Origin of the sequence: Halopseudomonas pelagia, assembly GCF_009497895.1 — a bacterium.
Taxonomy (GTDB): Bacteria; Pseudomonadota; Gammaproteobacteria; order Pseudomonadales; family Pseudomonadaceae; genus Halopseudomonas; species Halopseudomonas pelagia_A.
In genome coordinates this window covers 4,196,750-4,217,336 of the sequence record NZ_CP033116.1, presented here as the reverse complement: position 1 = coordinate 4,217,336, position 20,587 = coordinate 4,196,750, and the positions used below count along the sequence as shown (strand labels likewise).

At 58.8% G+C, this 20,587-nt stretch carries 16 protein-coding genes, 1 pseudogene and 1 riboswitch; of the genes and pseudogenes, 8 read left to right on the top strand and 9 right to left on the bottom strand.

The features are described from left to right. Window positions 1-71: 71 nt before the first annotated feature. The 4 genes and pseudogenes from EAO82_RS19365 to ahcY all read right to left on the bottom strand — a co-directional run. Window positions 72-1,529 (bottom strand): annotated as a pseudogene (locus tag EAO82_RS19365) (DEAD/DEAH box helicase); the annotation flags it as partial. Between the two features lie 112 nt (window positions 1,530-1,641). Further along, window positions 1,642-2,409, bottom strand: coding sequence for a substrate-binding periplasmic protein (locus EAO82_RS19360; protein WP_096347031.1), 768 nt, complete (start codon window positions 2,407-2,409; stop codon window positions 1,642-1,644). Window positions 2,410-2,452: 43 nt separating this feature from the next. Further along, window positions 2,453-3,301, bottom strand: a complete 849-nt coding sequence (gene metF, locus EAO82_RS19355) for a methylenetetrahydrofolate reductase [NAD(P)H] (protein ID WP_096347032.1) — start codon at window positions 3,299-3,301, stop codon at window positions 2,453-2,455. Between the two features lie 75 nt (window positions 3,302-3,376). Continuing rightward, window positions 3,377-4,786 carry an adenosylhomocysteinase gene (ahcY, locus tag EAO82_RS19350; protein WP_096347033.1) on the bottom strand — a complete coding sequence of 470 codons (1,410 nt, stop codon included), beginning with the start codon at window positions 4,784-4,786 and terminating at the stop codon, window positions 3,377-3,379. Window positions 4,787-4,807: 21 nt separating this feature from the next. Then, window positions 4,808-5,037, bottom strand: a riboswitch (S-adenosyl-L-homocysteine riboswitch). Window positions 5,038-5,144: 107 nt separating this feature from the next. Between ahcY and EAO82_RS19345 the strand changes: the two genes are divergently transcribed. Next, the gene (locus EAO82_RS19345; protein ID WP_096347034.1) at window positions 5,145-5,612 is read left to right on the top strand and encodes a c-type cytochrome; all 468 of its coding nucleotides are present in this window, start codon (window positions 5,145-5,147) and stop codon (window positions 5,610-5,612) included. A gap of 9 nt (window positions 5,613-5,621) precedes the next feature. Here the strand turns inward: EAO82_RS19345 and metK are convergent, their stop codons facing one another. After that, window positions 5,622-6,806, bottom strand: a complete 1,185-nt coding sequence (gene metK / locus EAO82_RS19340; protein WP_096347035.1) for a methionine adenosyltransferase — start codon at window positions 6,804-6,806, stop codon at window positions 5,622-5,624. After that, on the bottom strand, window positions 6,803-7,825 hold the full coding sequence (locus EAO82_RS19335) for an ArsR/SmtB family transcription factor (RefSeq protein WP_096347036.1): 1,023 nt from the start codon (window positions 7,823-7,825) through the stop codon (window positions 6,803-6,805). Before EAO82_RS19335 ends, metK begins: the two co-directional genes overlap by 4 nt. A 237-nt stretch (window positions 7,826-8,062) precedes the next feature. Here EAO82_RS19335 and tkt point away from each other — a divergent pair, with 237 nt between their 5' ends. The 7 genes from tkt to EAO82_RS19300 all read left to right on the top strand — a co-directional run bounded on the left by tkt (window position 8,063) and on the right by EAO82_RS19300 (window position 15,614). Further along, window positions 8,063-10,060 (top strand): transketolase, encoded by a 1,998-nt coding sequence (gene tkt / locus EAO82_RS19330; RefSeq protein ID WP_096347037.1) that lies wholly within the window; start codon window positions 8,063-8,065, stop codon window positions 10,058-10,060. 75 nt (window positions 10,061-10,135) lie between these two features. Then, the gene (epd, locus tag EAO82_RS19325; protein WP_096347038.1) at window positions 10,136-11,191 is read left to right on the top strand and encodes an erythrose-4-phosphate dehydrogenase; all 1,056 of its coding nucleotides are present in this window, start codon (window positions 10,136-10,138) and stop codon (window positions 11,189-11,191) included. 80 nt (window positions 11,192-11,271) lie between these two features. Continuing rightward, the gene (locus tag EAO82_RS19320) at window positions 11,272-12,438 is read left to right on the top strand and encodes a phosphoglycerate kinase (RefSeq protein WP_096347039.1); all 1,167 of its coding nucleotides are present in this window, start codon (window positions 11,272-11,274) and stop codon (window positions 12,436-12,438) included. 68 nt (window positions 12,439-12,506) lie between these two features. Next, entirely contained in the window at window positions 12,507-13,571 is a 1,065-nt protein-coding gene (gene fba / locus EAO82_RS19315; protein WP_096347040.1) for a class II fructose-bisphosphate aldolase, read from the top strand. Between the two features lie 51 nt (window positions 13,572-13,622). Further along, window positions 13,623-13,916 (top strand): hypothetical protein, encoded by a 294-nt coding sequence (locus tag EAO82_RS19310; protein WP_096347041.1) that lies wholly within the window; start codon window positions 13,623-13,625, stop codon window positions 13,914-13,916. An 87-nt stretch (window positions 13,917-14,003) separates the two neighbouring features. Next, window positions 14,004-14,474 carry a hypothetical protein gene (locus EAO82_RS19305; protein ID WP_096347042.1) on the top strand — a complete coding sequence of 157 codons (471 nt, stop codon included), beginning with the start codon at window positions 14,004-14,006 and terminating at the stop codon, window positions 14,472-14,474. Window positions 14,475-14,513: 39 nt separating this feature from the next. Further along, complete coding sequence (locus tag EAO82_RS19300) at window positions 14,514-15,614, top strand: PQQ-dependent sugar dehydrogenase (protein ID WP_096347043.1); 1,101 nt, start codon at window positions 14,514-14,516, stop codon at window positions 15,612-15,614. A 40-nt stretch (window positions 15,615-15,654) separates the two neighbouring features. On the opposite strand, the gene EAO82_RS19295 is transcribed toward EAO82_RS19300, so the two are convergent. The 3 genes from EAO82_RS19295 to EAO82_RS19285 form a co-directional block, all read right to left on the bottom strand. After that, on the bottom strand, window positions 15,655-17,490 hold the full coding sequence (locus EAO82_RS19295) for a diguanylate cyclase (protein WP_096347044.1): 1,836 nt from the start codon (window positions 17,488-17,490) through the stop codon (window positions 15,655-15,657). Continuing rightward, the gene (locus EAO82_RS19290) at window positions 17,480-19,417 is read right to left on the bottom strand and encodes a diguanylate cyclase (protein ID WP_096347045.1); all 1,938 of its coding nucleotides are present in this window, start codon (window positions 19,415-19,417) and stop codon (window positions 17,480-17,482) included. The genes EAO82_RS19295 and EAO82_RS19290 overlap by 11 nt, the downstream gene beginning before the upstream one ends. A 108-nt stretch (window positions 19,418-19,525) precedes the next feature. Then, window positions 19,526-20,587 carry a helix-turn-helix transcriptional regulator gene (locus EAO82_RS19285; RefSeq protein ID WP_096347046.1) on the bottom strand — a complete coding sequence of 354 codons (1,062 nt, stop codon included), beginning with the start codon at window positions 20,585-20,587 and terminating at the stop codon, window positions 19,526-19,528.

Sequence of the window (20,587 nt, the reverse complement as noted above, 5' to 3'; positions counted from 1 at the left end):
CCGTTTTTTTTTGCAGCTAGATTGGCTTAACGGCCAAACAGTGCAGGTTTTTCACGCTGTGGTCGATTGCCGGCTGGCTTGCGCGGGCTATCAGTACGCGGCGTGCTTGGCGCAGCCTTGTTGCCGTGTGCCTGATGCCGGCGCTCTTCACTCACGCTGTCCTGTGGCTCGCTATTGGGGCGAGCAGCACGCGGTGGCTGGTTGCTGCGTGGGCGATCACTACGCGGCTTGTCGCTGCGTGGCTTTTCCGAGCGTGGCTTGTCGCTACGGCCTTGGCCACGACCGGCACCTGCACCGTTACCGGCGGGGCGTTGGCCTCGGCCGGCACTGGGCGCACCGCGCGCACGTTCGGGACGATCACTGTTCAGTTCGCCCTGCGCCGGTGGCTCAAAGCCTTCCAGCGTGCCTTCGTCAATCTGCTGCTTGGTCATGCGTTCGATGGCCTTGAGCAGTTTCTCCTCGTCCGGGCTGACCAGCGACACGGCGCCGCCGCTGCGACCGGCACGACCGGTACGGCCGATGCGGTGCACGTAGTCTTCGGAAACATTGGGAAGCTCAAAGTTGACCACGTGTGGCAACTGATCGATATCCAGACCGCGTGCGGCGATATCGGTAGCGACCAGAATACGCAGCTTGTTGGCCTTGAAGTCGGCCAAGGCTTTGGTGCGAGCGCTCTGGCTCTTGTTGCCATGAATCGCTGCAGCGGGCAGGCCGTTCTTGTCCAGGTACTCGGCGAGGCGGTTGGCGCCATGCTTGGTACGCGTGAAGACCAGTACCTGTTCCCAGGCGCCCATGGTAATCAAGTGAGCAACCAGCGCGCGTTTGTGGCCGGCAGGGACACGATAAACCGTCTGTGAAATGCGTTCGACCGTGGTGTTAGGCGGGGTAACCTGAATCCGCGCCGGATTGTCCAGCAGCTTGTTGGCCAGCTCGGTGATCTCTTTCGAGAAAGTTGCCGAGAACAGCAGGCTCTGACGCTGACTGGGTAGTTTGGCGATGACTTTCTTGACGTCATGCACAAAGCCCATGTCGAGCATGCGGTCAGCTTCGTCGAGTACCAGGATTTCTACCTTGGACAGGTCCACAGCGCGTTGGCCGACCAGATCCAGCAGGCGACCGGGGCAGGCAACCAGCACATCCAGGCCGGGAGCAATGGCTTTCATTTGTGGGTTAGCGCCCACACCGCCGAAAATGCAGGCGGTTTTCATTGGCAGCTCGCCGCCGTAAGTAACAAAGCTTTCATGCACCTGGGCAGCCAGTTCGCGCGTCGGTGTCAGCACCAGTACGCGAACCTGTTTTGGCGCGCGGCGGTGGGTAGAATCGGGGTGTCCGCCAGGGAACAGCTTTTCGATAATCGGCAGAGCAAAGCCTGCCGTCTTGCCGGTACCGGTTTGAGCGGCGACCATCAGGTCGCGACCTTCAAGTACGGCGGGGATGGCTTGGGCCTGGACGGGAGTAGGAGAGGTATAACCAGTGGCAGCAACGGCGCGCACGAGCACGTCGGAGAGACCGAGAGTAGCAAAGGACATTCAGATAACCCTGTGATGGCCGTTGCGAACAGGGGTTGTCCGTGCGGCCGATAATGAAGAGCGCGGAGTATAACAGAAAGCGCGCTACAGCGCAGTGCGGTCTGCCCGGCGGTTAGGGGGCAGCCAGGCTCAAGAAACCGTCGTCGGACTGAAGGCCGTATTCCTGAAGTATTTCGTGGTACTGCTTGGTTTTCTTGAACTCCCGTAATGCTCGGGAAAACTCTTCGGTGGGGTCCTGCCATTTTTCCGCACGATGAAACGCCAGATAAAAATCGCTGCTACTCAATGGTTGCGGATGGAAACTGATCTGATTTTCGATGCCTAGCGTGCGACTGGTGTAAATGCCGACCGGGCGACTCATCGCTACCAGGTCGACACGGCCGCGCAGGAGTTTCTGGAAGTTGGCTTCGAAGCTGGGCGCGGGCTCGCGGAAGAAGGCGTCTGACCCGATGAATTCGGAATTGTTGTACAGGTAGCCTGGGGAGACGCCGATCACCAGGCCGTTCAGGTCGCCGAGATCATTGAAGGCAAAAGGACGCCGCAGGTCATGGAACAGCACGGTTTCGTGGCTGGATAACGGCTCGCCAGTGAACAGATATGTGTCCTGATGTTCCTCGTGCGGAGCTATGTCAAGAATCGCATCGGCAGCGCCGGTCGCTACATCGTGCAATACCCGTCTCCATGGCATCAGTTGCCAGGTTACCTGGTAGCCAAGTTGGTTGAGCACCTGCTCGGTAATGTCTTTGTCGGCCCCTTTTATCTCGCCGTCTTCTGCGTAAATAAAGGGTGGCCAATCCTCACTGACAATATGCACTGATCCGGCTTGCACATTCATGCAAGCCATCAGCCAGAGCAGTATCGTCAGAGAGAACAGCTTCATACGGTCGTTTTGCACTCATGCTTGATGGAACGCTTGAACCGTACTACTTGCCGTGCAGATTGCGCCATACGGCCAGGCTCGGTTCTGCCTGGTTCAGGGTATAAAAATGCAGGCTCGGCGCGCCGCCGTCAATCAGACGTTGGCATAATTCGGTAATTACTTGTGTACCAAATGCGGCGATGCTTTCGCTATCGTCGCCGTAGGACTCAAGCTGCTTGCGAATCCAGCGCGGAATTTCAGCGCCGCAGGCGTCAGAAAAGCGCGCCAGTTTGCTGTAATTGGTGATCGGCATGATGCCCGGCACAATAGGGATGTCCACGCCAGCCTTGCGCACCCGATCGACAAAATAGAAATAGCAGTCGGCGGTAAAAAAGTACTGGGTGATGGCGCTATCTGCGCCGGATTTCGCCTTGCGAATGAAGTTCTCCAAATCCGCTTCAAAATGCCGGGCCTGGGGATGGGCTTCGGGGTAGGCAGCCACTTCGATATGAAAGTGATCACCGGTCTCGGCACGGATAAATTCGACCAACTCGTTGGCGTAGCGCAATTCACCGGAGGCCTGACCCATGCCGGAGGGCAGGTCGCCACGCAGGGCAACGATACGCTTGATGCCAGATTCGCGGTACAAGGTCAGCAGGCTGCGCAGGTCTTCCTTGCTGTCGCCAACACAGGACAGATGCGGGGCCGTAGGCACCTGCACTTCCTGGTCCAGTTGCAATACGGTCTTCAACGTGCCGTCTCGGGTAGACCCGCCAGCGCCATAGGTGACCGAAAAAAATTCGGGGTTTTCTGCCGCCAGCGCCTTGCCGGTAGCTATCAATTTTTCGTGTCCGGCTTCGGTTTTGGTTGGAAAGAACTCAAAACTCACCGGTTTCTTTGTTTCTATACTCATGCTCTGTCTCACGCGAGCTTCAGGCCAGGGCATCAGACTTCGTGTGAAGTTTGATGCCCTGGCCTGTCGCTGATTTTAGTAGCGGTAGTCTTCCGGCTTGAACGGACCGTCGACGCTGACACCGATATAGTCGGCCTGCTTGCTGGTCAGCTTGGTGATCACGCCACCAAAGCCCTTGACCATTTCCAATGCGACTTCTTCGTCGAGCTTCTTCGGCAGTACTTCGACACGCAGCAGCTCAGCTTTCTTCTCGGCTGACAGCTTGGCATAGCCCTGACCGAACAGGTGGATCTGCGCCAGTACCTGGTTGGCAAAAGAGCCGTCCATGATGCGGCTGGGGTGCCCGGTGGCGTTACCCAGGTTAACCAGTCGGCCTTCGGCCAGCAGGATCAGATAGTCGTCATTGCTGGCGTCGAAGTTGTCCTTGCCGGTGCGGTGCAGCTTGTGAACCTGCGGTTTGACTTCTTCCCAATGCCAGTTGGCGCGGGTGTAAGCCGTATCGATCTCGTTGTCGAAGTGCCCGATGTTGCAGACGATGGCGCGCTTCTTCAATGCCTTGAGCATATTGGCGTCGCAGACGTTGACGTTACCGGTGGTGGTCACCAGCAGGTCGATGCGGCCGAGTACGTTGGTGTTGATGCACTCGGCAGTGCCGTCGTTGATGCCGTCGTTGAACGGGGAAACCAGCTCGAAACCGTCCATGCAGGCCTGCATCGCGCAGATCGGGTCGACTTCGCTGACCTTGACGATCATGCCTTCCTGGCGCAGCGATTGTGCCGAGCCCTTGCCCACGTCGCCGTAACCGATGACCAGCGCCTGCTTGCCGGACAACAGGTGATCGGTGGCGCGCTTGATGGCATCGTTCAGGCTGTGACGGCAACCGTATTTGTTGTCGTTCTTGCTCTTGGTCACGGAATCGTTAACGTTGATGGCCGGCACCTTGAGCGTGCCTTTTTTCAGCATGTCCAGCAGGCGGTGTACGCCGGTGGTGGTTTCTTCGGTCACGCCGTGCACGTGGTCGAGAATCGCCGGGTATTTGTTGTGCAGGATTTCGGTCAGATCGCCGCCGTCATCCAGGACCATATTGGCGTCCCAGGGCTGGCCATTCTTGAGGATGGTCTGCTCGATACACCATTCGTACTCTTCTTCGGTTTCGCCTTTCCAGGCAAAGACCGGAACGCCGGCGGCAGCGATGGCGGCTGCGGCGTGATCCTGTGTGGAGAAGATATTGCACGAGGACCAGCGCACTTCAGCACCCAGAGAAACCAGCGTTTCGATCAGTACGGCGGTCTGGATGGTCATGTGAATACAGCCAAGAATCTTCGCGCCCTTGAGTGGCTGCTCGGCGTTGTACTTGTTGCGCATGGCCATCAGCGCGGGCATTTCCGATTCGGCGATGATGATTTCACGGCGACCGTAGTCGGCCAGGCTGATATCGGCAACCTTGTAGTCAGTAAAGTTCTTGTCTTTCATTACAGCACTCATGCGATTACTCCATTCGTAGTTAGCGAATGGGCGCGGTTGTTTCTTTAACGACAACGCTCGAGCCTGACGACCTCTTTTGGCCTTCTGCTGGCAGCGTGCACGCGTGGAGACTCGGGGCCGGACTCGCCGTGAATACATCCCTGTAGGCTCATCGATGGCATCCTTGCCATCGACGGTCCGACCCCAAGTCTCCACGCAAGCACTCAGTGCTAGCGGAAAAGCCTTCGGTCGCTGCAGCGCCCCTCGAGCGGGGTCAAAATTGTTAGGTCAGGCACATGCTGCAACAGCACGTACTTGGCCGGCTTAACGGGAGCCGTGATACTGTCCCCCGCTTTTGGTCTCACCTCGGGAAGAAACCATGCAGCCAGTCCCCACCCTGAAAATTCTGTCTTGCCTGTCTTTGTCGCTATTGCTGACGGCCTGTGGCAATCAGCAAGCCGACCCGGCTTCGCCCGAAGGCCAGCGCCAGGCCGTGTTCCAGCAATTTCTGCAGCACAGCGAACCCATGGGCGGCATGCTCGCAGGACGTCTGGCCTTTGATGGCGAAGCTTTCGCCGGCCATGCGGAGCAGTTGGCCGGATTGGCCGACGCGCCCTGGAAACATTTTTCTGAACCTGACCAGAACAATCCTCAGCCCAATGCTGCGATGCCCGAAGTCTGGTCCGACGCTGACGGCTTCGCCGAGCGCATCGGTCAGTATCAGGCGGCCGTAACGGACCTGAACCTCATTACTGTCAAGGGCCTCGACAGTCCCGAGCAAGTAACCAGTGCTATGCAGGCGGTACAGCAGGCCTGCAAAGCATGCCATGACGGCTATCGCCGTTAGGCTTTAGCCTTAAAGGCTGGCGCGTAACAGCTCGGCCTTGTCGGTCTTTTCCCAGGGGAACGCGGTAAAGGTATCGCCTTTGACCGTCATCTCCACCGGCGTGCGGCCAAAGTGACCGTAGGCTGCGGTGGCGCGATACATCGGGTGCAGCAGGTCGAGCATGCGCGTGATGGCATAGGGGCGCAGGTCAAAGTGCTCGCGGACCAGTTTGACGATCTTGTCGTCGCTGATCTTGCCAGTGCCGAAAGTGTTGATCGATACAGACGTGGGTTGCGCCACACCGATAGCGTAGGACACCTGAATCTCACAACGCTCGGCCAGGCCAGCGGCGACGATGTTCTTGGCCACATAGCGCCCGGCGTAGGCTGCACTGCGATCGACCTTGGACGGATCCTTCCCGGAGAAGGCACCGCCACCGTGACGAGCCATGCCGCCGTAGGTGTCGACGATGATCTTGCGGCCGGTCAGACCGCAGTCGCCCACTGGGCCGCCGATTACGAAGTTGCCGGTCGGGTTGATGTGGTACTGGGTGTCGGCATGCAGCAGCTCGGCCGGGATCACATTCTTGACGATCTCTTCCATCACCGCTTCGCGCAGATCTTTCAGGCTGATGTCCGGGTTATGCTGGGTGGACAGCACGATAGCGTCGATACCCACGACCTTGCCGTTATCGTAGCGGCAGGTGACCTGGGATTTGGCATCCGGGCGCAGCCAACTGAGCGCACCGCTCTTGCGCACTTCCGACTGACGCTCAACCAGGCGATGAGCAAAGGTCACTGGCGCGGGCATCAGTACATCGGTTTCATTGCTGGCGTAGCCGAACATCAGGCCCTGATCGCCTGCGCCCTGATCTTCCGGTTTCTGCCGGTCAACGCCCTGAGCGATATCCGGGGACTGCTTGCCGATGATGTTGATCACGCCGCAGGTATCGCCGTCGTAGCCAACGTCGGAGGAAGTGTAGCCAACGTCCTTGATCACGTTGCGTACCAGGTCTTCCAGATCCACCCAGGCGCTGGTGGTGATTTCACCGCCGACGATGGCGACACCGGTCTTGACCATGGTTTCGCAGGCAACGCGGGCAAATTTGTCTTCGCTGATGATCGCGTCGAGTACCGCATCGGAGATCTGATCGGCAAGCTTGTCCGGATGGCCTTCGGAGACGGATTCGGAGGTGAAAATGGAGTAATCGCTCATGCTGCGGTCCCTTCTGTTGGGAAAACGTGTTCAATAAGTGGTTTGCTGAACTGCTGAAGCTGAATCTGGAAGCCGTTTCGCAGGCCGATATACAAGCTGTTGCCGGGCACCAGTCCGGCTTCGCCGGCCCAATAACTCAGGTCAAGCTGATCAAAGCCGAGCCACAGGTCGCCACAGGTATCGCGCACCCAGCTCTGGTTATGGCTGCATAGCTCGGTGAGGATCAGGCTGCCACCGGGTTTGATCAGACCGGCAAAACGCTTCAACGCTTCCGCCGGCGCGGGCATATGGTGCAGCACCATATTGCATACCAGACAATCGGCCGGCGCTAACGGCAGCGGCTGCAGCGCATCGGCGAGCAGGCATTCGACATTGTTCAGACCGGCGTCGGCACATTGCTGGCGAGCGCGGTCCAGCATCGAGGGCGCGTTATCCAGCCCCACGACTTTTTCAAAGCGGCTGGCCAGGTCGGGTAGAAAGCCGCCTTCGCCGGGGCCGACTTCCAGCGCGAGGGCATTGGTCGGCAGGTTCAGGCTATCAATCAGGCCCAGTAGCGGTTCGCGGTACAGGCCGAAATGGGCAATCAGATCCTGCTGGGCTGGGGTGCCATCGGTAAAGCGCGCGAAAAACTGCCGTGACAGGTCGGCGCGCTGGCTGTGGACTTCGGCTATCGCCTCGGCCAGTGCCGTTTCCAGTGGCAGCGCATCTATACCGCCCAACAGTTGGCTATGCACGCCGAACCAGGGCTGGTTGGTATCGGGCAGGCTGCGGCGATAGAAGATCGAATTGCCTTCGCGCCGGGTACTGACCAGTCCGGCATTGGCCAGGACCTTCAGGTGGTGGCTCATGCCTGACTGGCGCATGGCGAAAATTCTTGCCAGCTCCAGTACGCCGAAGGAGTCATTGCGCAGCACCCGCAGAATATCCAGGCGCAGAACGTCGCCCGTGGCCTTGCAGAAGGTGGCGAGCTGTTCAGTGGCGCTGGAGGGGGGCGGCGCTATGTGCGCTATCTGGTTCATGCAGGCAGTGTAGGTGGGTAAGGGGAGGGCTGCAAGATCTATATCAAAATTAATTGATATAGATCGGTGTGATCGACGTGCGTGGGCATTTTCAGGTGCTGGTGCAGCCGCTGCGGGGTTTCTCGGGGTTTTCATTGCCCATGGGCGCTGTTTGCGCGAAAATGCCCGGCCTTGTAATTGGACTGCGGCCCGAAACGGCGCCCGGTTCATCTGTCTTGTCAGCCACAGGAGTTACCCATGCCCAGCCGTCGTGACCGTGCCAATGCCATCCGTGCCCTCAGCATGGATGCCGTGCAGAAAGCCAATAGCGGCCATCCCGGCGCGCCCATGGGCATGGCGGATATCGCCGAGGTGCTCTGGCGTGACTATATGAAGCACAACCCGGTGAACCCGAACTGGGCTGATCGTGATCGTTTTGTGCTCTCGAACGGGCACGGCTCGATGTTGATCTATTCGCTGTTGCACCTGACCGGCTATGACCTGTCGATTGACGAGTTGAAGAACTTTCGTCAACTGCACAGCAAGACCCCGGGTCACCCCGAGTACGGCTACACCCCAGGCGTGGAAACCACCACGGGCCCGCTGGGCCAGGGTCTGGCCAATGCGGTCGGCTTTGCGCTGGCAGAAAAGATCATGGCAGCGCAGTTCAACAAGCCCGGGCATGACATTGTTGACCATCACACCTACGTCTTCATGGGTGATGGCTGTCTGATGGAGGGTATTTCCCACGAGGTCTGTTCACTGGCAGGCACTCTGGGTCTGAGCAAGCTGATCGGCTTTTATGATGACAATGGCATCTCCATTGATGGCGAAGTGCACGGCTGGTTTACCGATGACACGCCCAAGCGTTTCGAGTCCTACGGTTGGCAGGTGATTCGCAACGTCAATGGCCACGATTCGGACGAGATCAAGACCGCAATCGAGACCGCGCGCAAGAGCGACAAGCCGACATTGATCTGCTGCAAGACCATCATCGGCTTTGGTTCGCCGAACAAGCAGGGCAAGGAAGACAGTCACGGCGCCGCGCTGGGCGATGCAGAAATCGCCCTGACGCGTGAAAAGCTCGGCTGGAAGCACGCGCCTTTCGAGATTCCGCAGGATATTTATGCCGAGTGGGATGCCCGTCAGGCAGGTGGCAAAGCTGAAGCCGCCTGGGATGAGCGCTTTGCTGCTTATCAGGCTGCCTTCCCGGAACTGGCCAGCGAGTTCAAGCGGCGTATGGCCGGTGAACTGCCTGCCGATTTTTCCGAGAAGGCCTCAGCCTTTATTCGCGACGTGGCGGACAAGGGCGAAACCATCGCCAGCCGCAAGGCCAGCCAGAACTGCCTGCATGCTTTTGGCCCCTTGCTGCCGGAACTGCTCGGCGGCTCGGCTGATCTGGCTGGCTCCAACCTGACCCTGTGGAATGGCTGCAAGCCGGTGACCCAGGAAGACGCTTCCGGCAACTACATGTATTACGGCGTGCGCGAGTTCGGCATGAGCGCGATCATGAACGGCGTGGCGTTGCACGGCGGTCTGATTCCTTACGGCGCGACCTTCCTGATGTTCATGGAATACGCACGCAACGCGGTGCGTATGTCCGCGTTGATGAAGGTGCGGGTGCTCTATGTTTTCACCCACGACTCCATCGGCTTGGGTGAAGACGGCCCTACGCACCAGCCGGTCGAGCAACTGTCCAGTTTGCGCAGCACGCCGAACCTGGATACCTGGCGCCCGGCAGACACGGTCGAGTCGGCTGTTGCCTGGAAGTACGCGATAGAACGCAAGGATGGCCCCAGCGCGCTGATCTTCTCGCGCCAGAATCTGCCTTATCAGATTCGTGATACTGAAACCGAAACGGCGATTGCCCGTGGCGGTTACGTGCTGAAGAACTGCGCCGGCGAGCCGCAGCTGATTCTGATCGCGACCGGCTCGGAAGTGGGCCTGGCTATGCAGGCCTGCGAGAAGCTGACCGAGCAGGGCTACCGTGTACGGGTAGTGTCCATGCCGTGCACCAGCGTATTCGACCAGCAGGATGCCGAGTACAAGCAAGCCGTTCTGCCGCTGGAAGTCGGAGCGCGGATTGCCATCGAAGCTGCACACGGCGACTTCTGGTACAAATATGTAGGTCTGGATGGTCGCGTTATCGGCATGAATACCTTCGGCGAGTCGGCCCCCGCGTCGGCGCTGTTCGAAGAGTTCGGCTTCACTGTCGACAACATTCTGGCTGCGGCCGAAGAACTGTTGGAAGACTAGCCCGCCACAAGGTCCCAGCGGCAAGCAGCCGGAAGTAGCTTGACGCTGGAAACCTGCTGTCAAAGGAGTTGCTGCATGCCTTCCCCCGGTCCTTACCGCATTGCGCTCAACGGCTACGGCCGTATTGGCCGTTGCGTGTTGCGTGCGCTACACGAGCGCGCCGGGGCCGGTATTCAGGGCGCCGGCATGCAGATCGTCGCGCTGAACGATCTGGCCGACCAGGCCAGCATCGAATACCTGACTCGATTTGATTCCACCCACGGGCGTTTTCCCGGAGAGGTGAGGGTTGAGGGTGATTGTCTGATGATTGACGGTCAGCCGGTACAGGTACTCAGCCAGCCGCAACCCGAGACGATCGACTGGAAATCGCTGAATATCGATCTGCTGCTGGAATGCTCAGGGCAATACACCACGCGTGAGGAAGCTTCGCGTTTTACTCACGCTGGCGTGCCCCGGGTGCTGTTTTCTCAACCGATGGCCAATGAGTCTGCTGTGGACGCCACTGTGGTATTTGGCGCCAACCACCAGCAGCTCGATCCCCAGGCGCGGCTGGTTTCCAATGCCTCCTGCACGACCAATTGCAGCGTACCGCTATTGAAGCTGTTGAATGAACAGATCGGCCTGGAATATGTCTCAATTACCACGATCCATTCGGCAATGAATGATCAACCGGTGATTGATGCTTATCATCATACGGATCTGCGCCGCACACGGTCGGCCTTCCAGTCGATGATCCCGGTCTCCACTGGCTTGGCGCGAGGTATCGAGCGTTTGATGCCCGAGCTGGCAGGGCGAGTTCAGGCCAAGGCGATTCGCGTGCCGACATTGAACGTGTCTGCGCTGGACATTACCTTGCAGACCCGGCGCGATACCAGCGCCGAGGAGGTCAATCGCCTGCTGCAGACGGCGTCCCAAGGCGCTTTCAAGGGCCTGGTGGATTACACTGAATTGCCGCACGCCAGCTGTGATTTTAATCACGACCCGCATTCGGCGGTGGTGGATGGCAGCCAGACTCGCGTATCCGGACCGCGCATGGTGAATTTGCTGGTCTGGTTTGATAACGAGTGGGGATTCGCCAATCGTATGCTGGATGTTGCTGACTACTGGCTACAGATCGCCAGCCGGGACTGAAGAACTCACGATCTGAGTGCGCTTGTTACGCCCTCAGCGCTGAAACAAACAAAATTGATTGGTTTTACTAGGAGCAGGACATGAGCGTATTGACCATGAACGAGCTGGAGCTGAAGAACCAGCGCGTGTTGATCCGCGAGGATCTGAATGTACCCGTCAAGGATGGCAAGGTTAAGAGCGATGCGCGCATTCTTGCTGCCCTGCCCACCATCAAGCTGGCGCTGGAAAAAGGTGCGGCGGTGATGATCTGCTCGCATCTCGGTCGGCCGGAAGAGGGCGTATTCAGCGAAGAAGATAGCCTGGCGCCGGTAGCCGCGTATCTATCCAAGGCTTTGGGCCGTGATGTGCCCTTGGTGAAGGACTACCTGGCCGGCGTTGAGGTGCAGCCGGGCGATGTGGTTCTTCTGGAAAATGTGCGCTTCAACAAGGGCGAAAAGAAGAACACCGACGAGCTGGCGCAGCAGTACGCAGCGCTCTGTGATGTGTTCGTGATGGATGCCTTCGGTACCGCGCATCGAGCCCAGGGCTCTACCCATGGGGTGGCGAAATTCGCCAGGGTCGCCTGTGCCGGCCCGCTGCTGGCCGCCGAGCTTGATGCGCTGGCCAAGGCACTGCTCAAGCCGACTCGGCCGATGACTGCCATCGTTGCGGGTTCCAAGGTCTCTACCAAATTGGATGTGCTTAACGCACTGTCTGAAAAATGCGATCAGCTGATTGTCGGTGGCGGTATCGCCAACACCTTCCTCGCCGCAGCCGGTTACCCGGTGGGTAAATCCTTGTATGAGGCAGATCTGCTGGAAACGGCGCGTTCGATTGCCGATAAGGTCAGCGTGCCTTTGCCTATCGATGTTGTGGTCGCCAGCGAGTTCGCCGAGAGCGCCAAGGCAACCGTCAAGCTGGTAGCCGAAGTCACAGCGGATGACATGATTCTGGATATCGGGCCACAGACCGCTGCGCATTTTGCCGAGTTGCTCAAGTCCGCCGGTACCATTTTGTGGAATGGACCCGTGGGTGTGTTTGAGTTCGACCAGTTTGGCAATGGCACCAAAGCGCTGGCGTTGGCGATTGCCGAGAGCCCGGCGTTTTCGATCGCCGGTGGCGGTGACACCCTGGCGGCGATCGACAAATATGGCGTGGCCGAACAGATTTCCTATATTTCTACAGGCGGCGGCGCTTTTCTGGAATTTGTCGAAGGCAAGGTGCTGCCCGCCGTCGCAGTGCTGGAAGAGCGCAAGTCCTGCGAATAACTTGCAGCCTGCCGCCCGCTGCGGCAGGCTGAAACACGGTTTTATTACTGATTACTGGAGAATATCAAATGGCTCTTATCAGCATGCGTCAGATGCTCGATCACGCTGCCGAATTCGGTTACGGCGTACCCGCGTTCAACGTCAACAATCTGGAACAGATGCGCGCCATCATGGAAGCGGCTGACAAGACCGATTCGCCTGTCATCGTCCAGGCCTCGGCAGGTGCACGCAAGTACGCCGGTGCGCCCTTTCTGCGCCACCTGATTCTGGCCGCGATTGAAGAGTTTCCGCATATTCCGGTGTGCATGCACCAGGACCACGGCACCAGCCCGGACGTCTGTCAGCGCTCGATCCAACTGGGTTTCAGCTCGGTGATGATGGACGGCTCGCTCAAAGAAGACGGCAAGACCCCGGCCGACTACGATTACAACGTCGCCGTAACCCGGCAGACTGTCGCTTTCGCCCACGCCTGCGGCGTGTCCGTGGAAGGTGAACTCGGTTGCCTGGGCAGCCTGGAGACCGGCATGGCCGGCGAAGAAGACGGCGTGGGCGCCGAAGGTGTGCTGGACCATAGCCAGATGCTGACGGACCCGGAAGAAGCTGCCGACTTCGTCAAACAGACTCATGTCGATGCCTTGGCCATCGCCATCGGCACCAGCCACGGCGCCTACAAGTTCACCAAGCCACCGACGGGCGATATTCTGGCCATCGACCGCATCAAGGCGATCCACGCACGCATCCCCGATACCCACCTGGTGATGCATGGCTCGTCCTCGGTGCCGCAGGAGTGGCTGGCGATCATCAACGAGTACGGTGGTGACATCAAGGAAACCTACGGTGTGCCGGTGGAAGAAATCGTTGAAGGCATCAAGTTCGGCGTGCGCAAGGTCAATATCGACACCGATCTGCGTCTGGCCTCGACCGGTGCAATGCGCCGTCATATGGCCAAATACCCGAGCGAATTCGACCCGCGCAAATTCTTCGGCGAAACCGTCAAAGCCATGCGCGATGTCTGCATCGCTCGCTACGAAGCCTTTGGCACTGCTGGCCATGCCTCGAAAATCAAGCCGGTTAACCTCGAAGCGATGTTCGCCCGTTACGCCAGCGGTGAACTGGACCCCAAGATCAACTAAGTAGGAGAGGGGGAGTTCTCCCCCTTATCCGCCCCGCCCGAGATACACATAATGCAACCACCCCAAGACAACGCTGCCAATGACGATCAGGCCGATGAGATCTTTGCCCATGAGCGTTTGTTTGAGGCGATTGAAAATCAGTTGGCCAGCAACGAGCCGGCGTTCGCCCAGGCGACGCTGAACAAGCTCACATTGGTAGGCTACAGCCGTGAGGACAGCCTGGACTTGATGGCTGCGGTCCTGGCCCATTGCATCGGCGTGATGCTGGACACTGATCAGCCGTTTGATATAACCGCATACGAAGCAGGACTGCGCAATCTGCCCGAGTTGCCCTCCGCCAGCTGAGCCAACGTACATATCAGGTTACAGGCCTGGCGTGTCTGCAGGTCTTTTGAGTGCCACACTTTCAACAATAAACAGGATGTCCTCGCGATGTTGATAACCGTTCTGCGCGTGTTGTTTTTCTTCCTTCTCAGTGTGCTGGTGGCTACGGTTCTGGGTACGCTGATGCAGAGCCAGTTGAACCTCTATGAGCTGCAACAATTGGGTACCCCGATTTCGCTGGAGCAACGCATGCTCACCAGCCTGCGGGATCTCACCGGCTTTACCCCTATCTTTGCGTTAATGGTGACGGTCACATTCATCTGTGCACTGCCCCTGGCCGCTGGTATGGCCCGTATTTTCAAGCCCTGGCGTGGTCTGTTGTTCGCGCTCGCAGGCGGCGTTGGCATTTGGGTGGCGTTCCGAGTGGCGGACCATTTCCTGCCAATGCCGACCTTTATCGCGGCCACCCGTGAAACACCAGGCTTGCTGTTGATGATGACGGCAGTCGCGGTGGGTAGCTGGTTATTCGGTCGCCTGACGCGCCCGGTGGTCAAGCGTGGTCTGCGGGTTCTGGGCTGATCTTTCTTAATTGCACCGATTGAACTGGAGAGTTATGACATGTGGAAAAAAAGTGCCTTGCTGGCTGCCGTGACAATGGCCTCTGCCTGGAGTGTTCAGGCTGCTGATTACCGTGTCGAGACGCTCGCCGAAGGCCTTGAAAATCCCTGGTCATTGGCCTTTCTGCCGGACGGTGGCATGTTGATCACCGAGCGCACGGGTCAGCTTCGGTACATAAATGCCGCAGGCGAGTTGCAAGCAGAACCGGTTAGCGGTGTGCCTCAAGTGTATGTATCAGGCCAAGCCGGCCTGTTCGAAATCGCGCTGGATCCCGAATTCGCGCAGAACAAGCGCGTGTTCTTGAGTTACGCCTGTGGCACGGCCAAGGCCAATCATGCCTGCTTGGCTAGCGCTACGTTCAATGGCCAAGCGCTGACGGAGGTCGACGAGATATTCCGCGTTACGCCGGCCAAAGCAGGCTCTGCGCATTATGGCGGACGGATCGCGTTCTTGCCGGATAATACCTTGTTGCTGGGTCTGGGCGACGGCTTCAACTACCGGGAAGAGGCACAGAAGACCGGCAGCCATATAGGCTCGATTGTGCGTCTGAACCGTGACGGTTCTGTGCCCGAGGACAATCCTTACGTCGGCCAGAATGATGCGCTGCCTGAGCTGTACAGCATCGGCCATCGCAACGTGCAGGGGCTTATCTATGATGCCGAGGGCGAGCGCGTGCTGGCTCATGAACATGGCGCGCGCGGTGGTGACGAGATCAATCTGATCGAGCCGGGTAACAACTATGGCTGGCCGAAGATCACCCATGGTGTGGATTACAGTGGCGCGGTGATCAGCCCGCATACTGAGTTGCCGGGGCTGGAGCAGCCGCTGCTGCACTGGACCCCGTCAATCGCCCCGGCGGGCTTTGCGCTATACCGGGGTGACCTTTTCCCCGAATGGGATGGGAGTCTGATGGTTGCCGCGCTGGCGGGTATGGAGGTGCGCCGGGTGGAACTCAATGGCAATGAAGTGGTTGGGCAGGAAAGCCTGTTCAAGGAGCTTGAGAGCCGGTTCCGCGATGTCCGTAGCGGTCCCGATGGCGCTCTCTATCTGTTGACCGACGGCGCTGATGGCAAACTTCTTAAAGTAGTGCCAGCGAACTGAGTACGTATTGTCAGCAGTTGTTCTGAAGCTCGGGCATTGATCAGGCCAACTGGTCGATGCCTTCCCCCTCTGTGTAGAAGCTGACACCGCCGCGGCCACTGCGCTTGCGCTTGTACATGGCCATGTCGGCCTGGCGCAGCATTTGCGCCACATCCAGCTCGGCGGAAAGGGTCATACTGACGCCAATGCTGGCCCCCACTGCGACGCTCTGCACGCCCATGTCGATGGTCATGCTCAGTGTATCGAGGAAGCGTTCGGCCAGCGTGTGGGCCTGCTCTGGTGTGCCCACGTCCTCAGCCACCAGCACGAACTCATCACCTCCCAAACGTGCGATAAAGTCCGTTTCCCTGGCGATACTGCGTAGCCGATCGGCTATGGTGCAGAGCACCTGATCGCCGGTTTCATGGCCTAATTGATCGTTGATCTGCTTGAAGCCATCCAGGTCGACAAGCATAACGGCCAGCGGTATGCGCCGTCGCTGTGAGCGGCGTAATGCCTGACTCATGTGGGTGTCCAAAGCGCTGCGGTTGGCCAGCCCGGTCAACGGGTCCTGCATGGCCATAGCCGCAAGTCGTGTATTGGCTATTTGCAATTCTGCAGTGCGCTGCTGGACCTTGTCTTCCAGTTCCAGCTCGTGAGCCTTAAGCGCGTTCACCAGGCTTTCTTGCGTTGCTTCTTTCTGCTTTTTCAGCGTGTTGAAGCGGTCTGCCAGTGCAAACGACAGCAACAGCATTTCCAGAGCTGAACCGACGTGCATGGCGTAGGTAGTCACCAGATTGGATGGAATGACGCCAAAGTTGCGCAGCGATAGCAGCACCACACCGACGATCATGCATGCCCAGGCGGCCAGGAATATACGCGCGCCGGGCACTCGAAAGCGCACCGCCAGCAGTATGCAGCCAAAGGTTAGCGGCGCGCCTATCATGCCCAATACCGACATGCTGAGAATCACCCAGTGCACGGGCAGTACGAGGCTGGCCAGGGTCAGCAGCAGGCTGGCCAATATCAGGCCGCTGAGCAGGCGGTGCCCGGCGGGCATGTGTTGGCGGGTATTCAGAAAGCTGCAGGTAAACAGCGTACCCACGGTGGCGGCCAGGCACAGCCCGAGCGGTAGCAGGCGTCCGCTCCAGGTGCCCAGGTCGCTCCAGATATACCGGGCGCCTAGTCCAGTAAAGGCCAGCACGCCCACGCCAAAGCTGAGAACGAAGCACACGTAATACAGGTAGCTGCGTTCACGCAGTACAGTGAAAAGCAACAGGTTATAGCTAGCCAGCGCCAGTAGCATGCCGCAGTACAGCGCCAGTAATGCGCTGCTGTTGACGCTGAAGCTGGCAAACGCAGGGCTGGACCAGATCTGGCTGGTGAGCGTCAGGCTACCTTCGGATTCGGCGCGAATATACAGCGTGGTCTGCTCGCCCGGCGCCAGGCGCAGGGAAAAAGCGGGATCGCGGTGAGCCAGGTCGCGCTGGTTCAGCGGCACGACGGCGCCGCTGGTTTTCACGCCAGTCCCCTCTTGATAAATGTGGACCCGGTTCAATGAAGAATAGGGAAAGTGCAAGTGCCAGAGAGTATCGCGCTGGGCGCTGGAACTGATGCTCAGCTTGAGCCAGACCGCCTCCTGGGTGTAGCCGAAATTCATGTCGCTGCGGTTGGAGCCTGCCGTCCATATTTCGTGGCTTTCGAGCAGTTGCTCATAAGTCAGGTCGCGCGGCGTTTGCCGGTATTCTACCCATGGCTGAAGGGGAATATGTTGCTCGGCCCCCGTTAGGAAAAGCGTACCTGGTGCCGCGTACAGTGATGGGCTGATGCAGGTCAGGCACAGCAAAATCAATGGTTTCAGTGCGTTACTCAGGAAAACTCCGAATCTAGCGCTCACGTAGTTTGCCCGGGGAAAATGGCGAGTCGGCTAGCGGGTTGTAGAGCACTACGCCGTTACGGCCGCTGCGTTTACGCTGGTACATGGCCTGGTCCGCATGGCGCATCAAGGTTTCAATATCCGGCTGCACGCCGTTGGTCAGACTGATGCCAATGCTTGCGCCAATGCTGATGCTGCCGTCGCTCAGGCTGACGGGCAGGCTGAGCGCGTCCAGCAGCCGTTCACCGAGCCTGAGCGCGTCATCCTGATCAAGAATGCCCTCGCTGATCAGGATGAACTCGTCGCCGCCGAGGCGCGCAACCAGGTCGGTTTCCCTCGCACATGCCGTTAATCTTGCGGCCACCTGTTCGAGCACCTGGTCGCCCGTATCGTGGCCCAGCTCATCATTGATCGCCTTGAAGCTGTCGAGGTCGATGAGTACCAGGGCCAATAATTCATTGCGACGCTCGGTACGCGGCATCGCTTGCTGCAGATGTTGGGTGAGGGCGGTGCGATTGGCCAGACCGGTCAGCGGATCCTGCATCGCCAGCAGCTCCAGGCGCGCGTTGGCCTGCGCCAAGGCCTCGGTGCGTTCGGTCACGCGTTGTTCGAGAATCTTTTCCTGCTGCAGCAACGACACCAGCACCTGCTTCTGCGATTTCAGTGCCTGGCGCTGGGCTGATTCCTTGAGGCGCTTTAGTTCGTTGAAGCGTGCTGCCAGCCCGAGCGACAGCAACAGCATTTCCATCGCAGAGCCGATCTGCATGGCGTTTACCGTGAAGAAATTCGACGGAATCACGCTGAAGTTACGCAGTGCCAGCAGCATGCCGCCCGTCAGCAGCATCAGCCATGCGCAGACGAAAATCAGCGAGCCGGGAATCCTGCGCATGGCGCAGAGAATACCGGTGACGAACAGTACCAGCGTGGTAAACAAGCCGATCACCGACATCAATTGCAGGGCGCGCTGTCCGTCTGCTACCAGGGTAATCAGCGTGGCCGTCATGGCGACCCAGGCCCAGATTGATAGGAAGCGATTCAGTCCCTCTGCGCGTCGCGCCGTGTCCAGAAAGGACTGCGCAAAGAGAATGCCTATGGTCGCCGAGAGGCTGAGGAAAAACGGCAGTATTCGGTTGCCTATCTCGCCTAGGTTGGGCCAGAGGTATTGCGCGCCCAGGCCGTTGATGGCCAGCACGCCGATGCCAAAACTGATCACAAAACAGACGTAGAGCACGAAGGAACGCTCGCCAAGCACGGCAAACAACATCAGGTTGTAGCTGGCCAGGGCCAGCAGCATGCCAAAATAGATAGCCAGCAATACATAGGTCATCTGGCTCTGCTCATGAAAGGCGGCAGTATTCCAGAGCTGGTTGTCCAGGGTCAGGCTGCCCTCGGAATGAGCGAGCAGATACACACTGCGTTTTTCACCGGGGGCCAGTTCGATCGTGAACACCGGATTGCGGTGACCGATGCTGCGTTGCTGGTAGGGCAGGGTGTCGCCGGCGTGCTGTTGGAGTACGCCATCAGCGCCAATATTGAACAGACTGACCCGGTCCAGCGAGGCGTAGCGCATTTCGAGTACCCAGGTGCGCGGCTCTTCGGCGGCTGACTGGATATCTATCCGTAGCCAGACATGATCACGGGTATAGCTGAAGTTCAGATCGCGACGTTCTCTGGCAGGACGGAAATCGGCAGCGCGTGCGCGCACGTCGTCAATGCCGAACATGCCTTGGGAGTCGCGCAGGTAATAGGCATGCTGTTGCAGGCTGATGCCGGCTTCAGAGCCGTCGAGAGTCAGTACGGTGGGTTGGCCCAGAGCAAGGGTCGACAGACATAGCAGGTAAAACGCAGATAACAGCCTGTACAGGCAGAGCATGCGGGCCGAAAGGCGGGTGCGGACGGACGCTGGAGATCCGGGCAGACTATCTGCGCTAGTTGCTGAAAAGACCATTTTCGGTGCCTGACCTGCTTCCCTGGCGTTTTTCGACGGCCTTGAAGTCAAGGTGTTAGTCGATCATCTATGCTGATTCCGTGACACTGTTCTCAGATTAGTGAGCAACTATAGGTGGGGTAAGGGCGTGGCGTCAAACTCTCCCGAGCGCACCCGTGCTTGCTGCCGGAACCCGCGTGGCGTCACGCCCAGCCAGCGGCGGAAGGTGCGACTGAAGTTGGTAGGATCAAGGTAGCCGAGCCGTTCTGCGACTGCTTCGATGCTCATCTCGGTTTGCGCCAGCAGCCAGCAGGCCAGATCGCAGCGTACGTCATCGAGCAAAGTTTGATAGCGCACACCTTCATCGTTCAGGTGGCGTATCAGCGTGCGCGGTGCCATATGCTCTTCACGGGCCATCTGCTCCAGGGTTGGATAACCTTCCTGGCAGGCCAGCAAACGCTGTTTGATCCGCTCACTGAGCGATCCACCGCGCAACAGCCGTTGCAGCTGGTTCTCGCAATCGCGCAGTGCCAGGCGCTCGGCATCAGGGTCAGCGGCCAGGCAGGGCGTTTGGAAATAATCGTCGGGTAATTCGATGCGCAACTGCTGGCTGTTGAAAACGACGCTGGCTGCAATGTGCGTATACGCCTGCGACCAGGGTGTTTCCGGCATTGGCCAGTGCAGAGTGATCTGGTCGTACAAGGGCAGCCCGGTGGCGGTTTCCAGCAGGCGCAGCATGGCCGTGGTGAAGTGCCCCAAGAGATATTCACGCAGCGCCGGCAGAATCAACTTTTCATCGAGCACCAGAGCGCTCGTGGTGCCGGACTCGATCTCGAACACCGCAATATTCTGCCGCAGGCTGGAATACCGGTGCAGTGTGGCGATCGCCAGGCCCACGTTAGGCGCTGCAATGCTCGCGTAGCCAGCGGTACCGTGCGCAGACACATCGGTATGCTGCCCCACTTCAATACCCAGCCAGGGGCACTGGCTAAGTTCCAGCGCATGCAGAGCGAGACGATGCATCTGATCAAAGCTGAGAAAGCGGTTGTTGTGATGAAGGGTGTCCCAGCTCAGGCGCGTATCGGCGATGATCTGTTCGGTAGTGAAGCCGCGTCGGCGCAGCTCGGCGCATATCAGCCGGGCATAAACGGGGTGAACAGAGGGGCTGAGCCATAATTGTTGGGAGAGCAT

What these genes read in the sequence shown, in the direction of transcription:
- tkt (WP_096347037.1), top strand. Translation starts at nt 8,063, where the DNA reads ATGCCCAGCCGTCGTGACCGTGCCAATGCCATCCGTGCCCTCAGCATG.
- EAO82_RS19320 (WP_096347039.1), top strand. Translation starts at nt 11,272, where the DNA reads ATGAGCGTATTGACCATGAACGAGCTGGAGCTGAAGAACCAGCGCGTG.
- EAO82_RS19305 (WP_096347042.1), top strand. Translation starts at nt 14,004, where the DNA reads ATGTTGATAACCGTTCTGCGCGTGTTGTTTTTCTTCCTTCTCAGTGTG.
- fba (WP_096347040.1), top strand. Translation starts at nt 12,507, where the DNA reads ATGGCTCTTATCAGCATGCGTCAGATGCTCGATCACGCTGCCGAATTC.
- metF (WP_096347032.1), bottom strand. Translation starts at nt 3,301, where the DNA reads ATGAGTATAGAAACAAAGAAACCGGTGAGTTTTGAGTTCTTTCCAACC.
- EAO82_RS19345 (WP_096347034.1), top strand. Translation starts at nt 5,145, where the DNA reads ATGCAGCCAGTCCCCACCCTGAAAATTCTGTCTTGCCTGTCTTTGTCG.
- EAO82_RS19335 (WP_096347036.1), bottom strand. Translation starts at nt 7,825, where the DNA reads ATGAACCAGATAGCGCACATAGCGCCGCCCCCCTCCAGCGCCACTGAA.
- EAO82_RS19290 (WP_096347045.1), bottom strand. Translation starts at nt 19,417, where the DNA reads ATGGTCTTTTCAGCAACTAGCGCAGATAGTCTGCCCGGATCTCCAGCG.
- EAO82_RS19310 (WP_096347041.1), top strand. Translation starts at nt 13,623, where the DNA reads ATGCAACCACCCCAAGACAACGCTGCCAATGACGATCAGGCCGATGAG.
- EAO82_RS19300 (WP_096347043.1), top strand. Translation starts at nt 14,514, where the DNA reads ATGTGGAAAAAAAGTGCCTTGCTGGCTGCCGTGACAATGGCCTCTGCC.
- epd (WP_096347038.1), top strand. Translation starts at nt 10,136, where the DNA reads ATGCCTTCCCCCGGTCCTTACCGCATTGCGCTCAACGGCTACGGCCGT.
- ahcY (WP_096347033.1), bottom strand. Translation starts at nt 4,786, where the DNA reads ATGAGTGCTGTAATGAAAGACAAGAACTTTACTGACTACAAGGTTGCC.
- EAO82_RS19360 (WP_096347031.1), bottom strand. Translation starts at nt 2,409, where the DNA reads ATGAAGCTGTTCTCTCTGACGATACTGCTCTGGCTGATGGCTTGCATG.
- metK (WP_096347035.1), bottom strand. Translation starts at nt 6,806, where the DNA reads ATGAGCGATTACTCCATTTTCACCTCCGAATCCGTCTCCGAAGGCCAT.
- EAO82_RS19285 (WP_096347046.1), bottom strand. Translation starts at nt 20,587, where the DNA reads ATGCTCTCCCAACAATTATGGCTCAGCCCCTCTGTTCACCCCGTTTAT.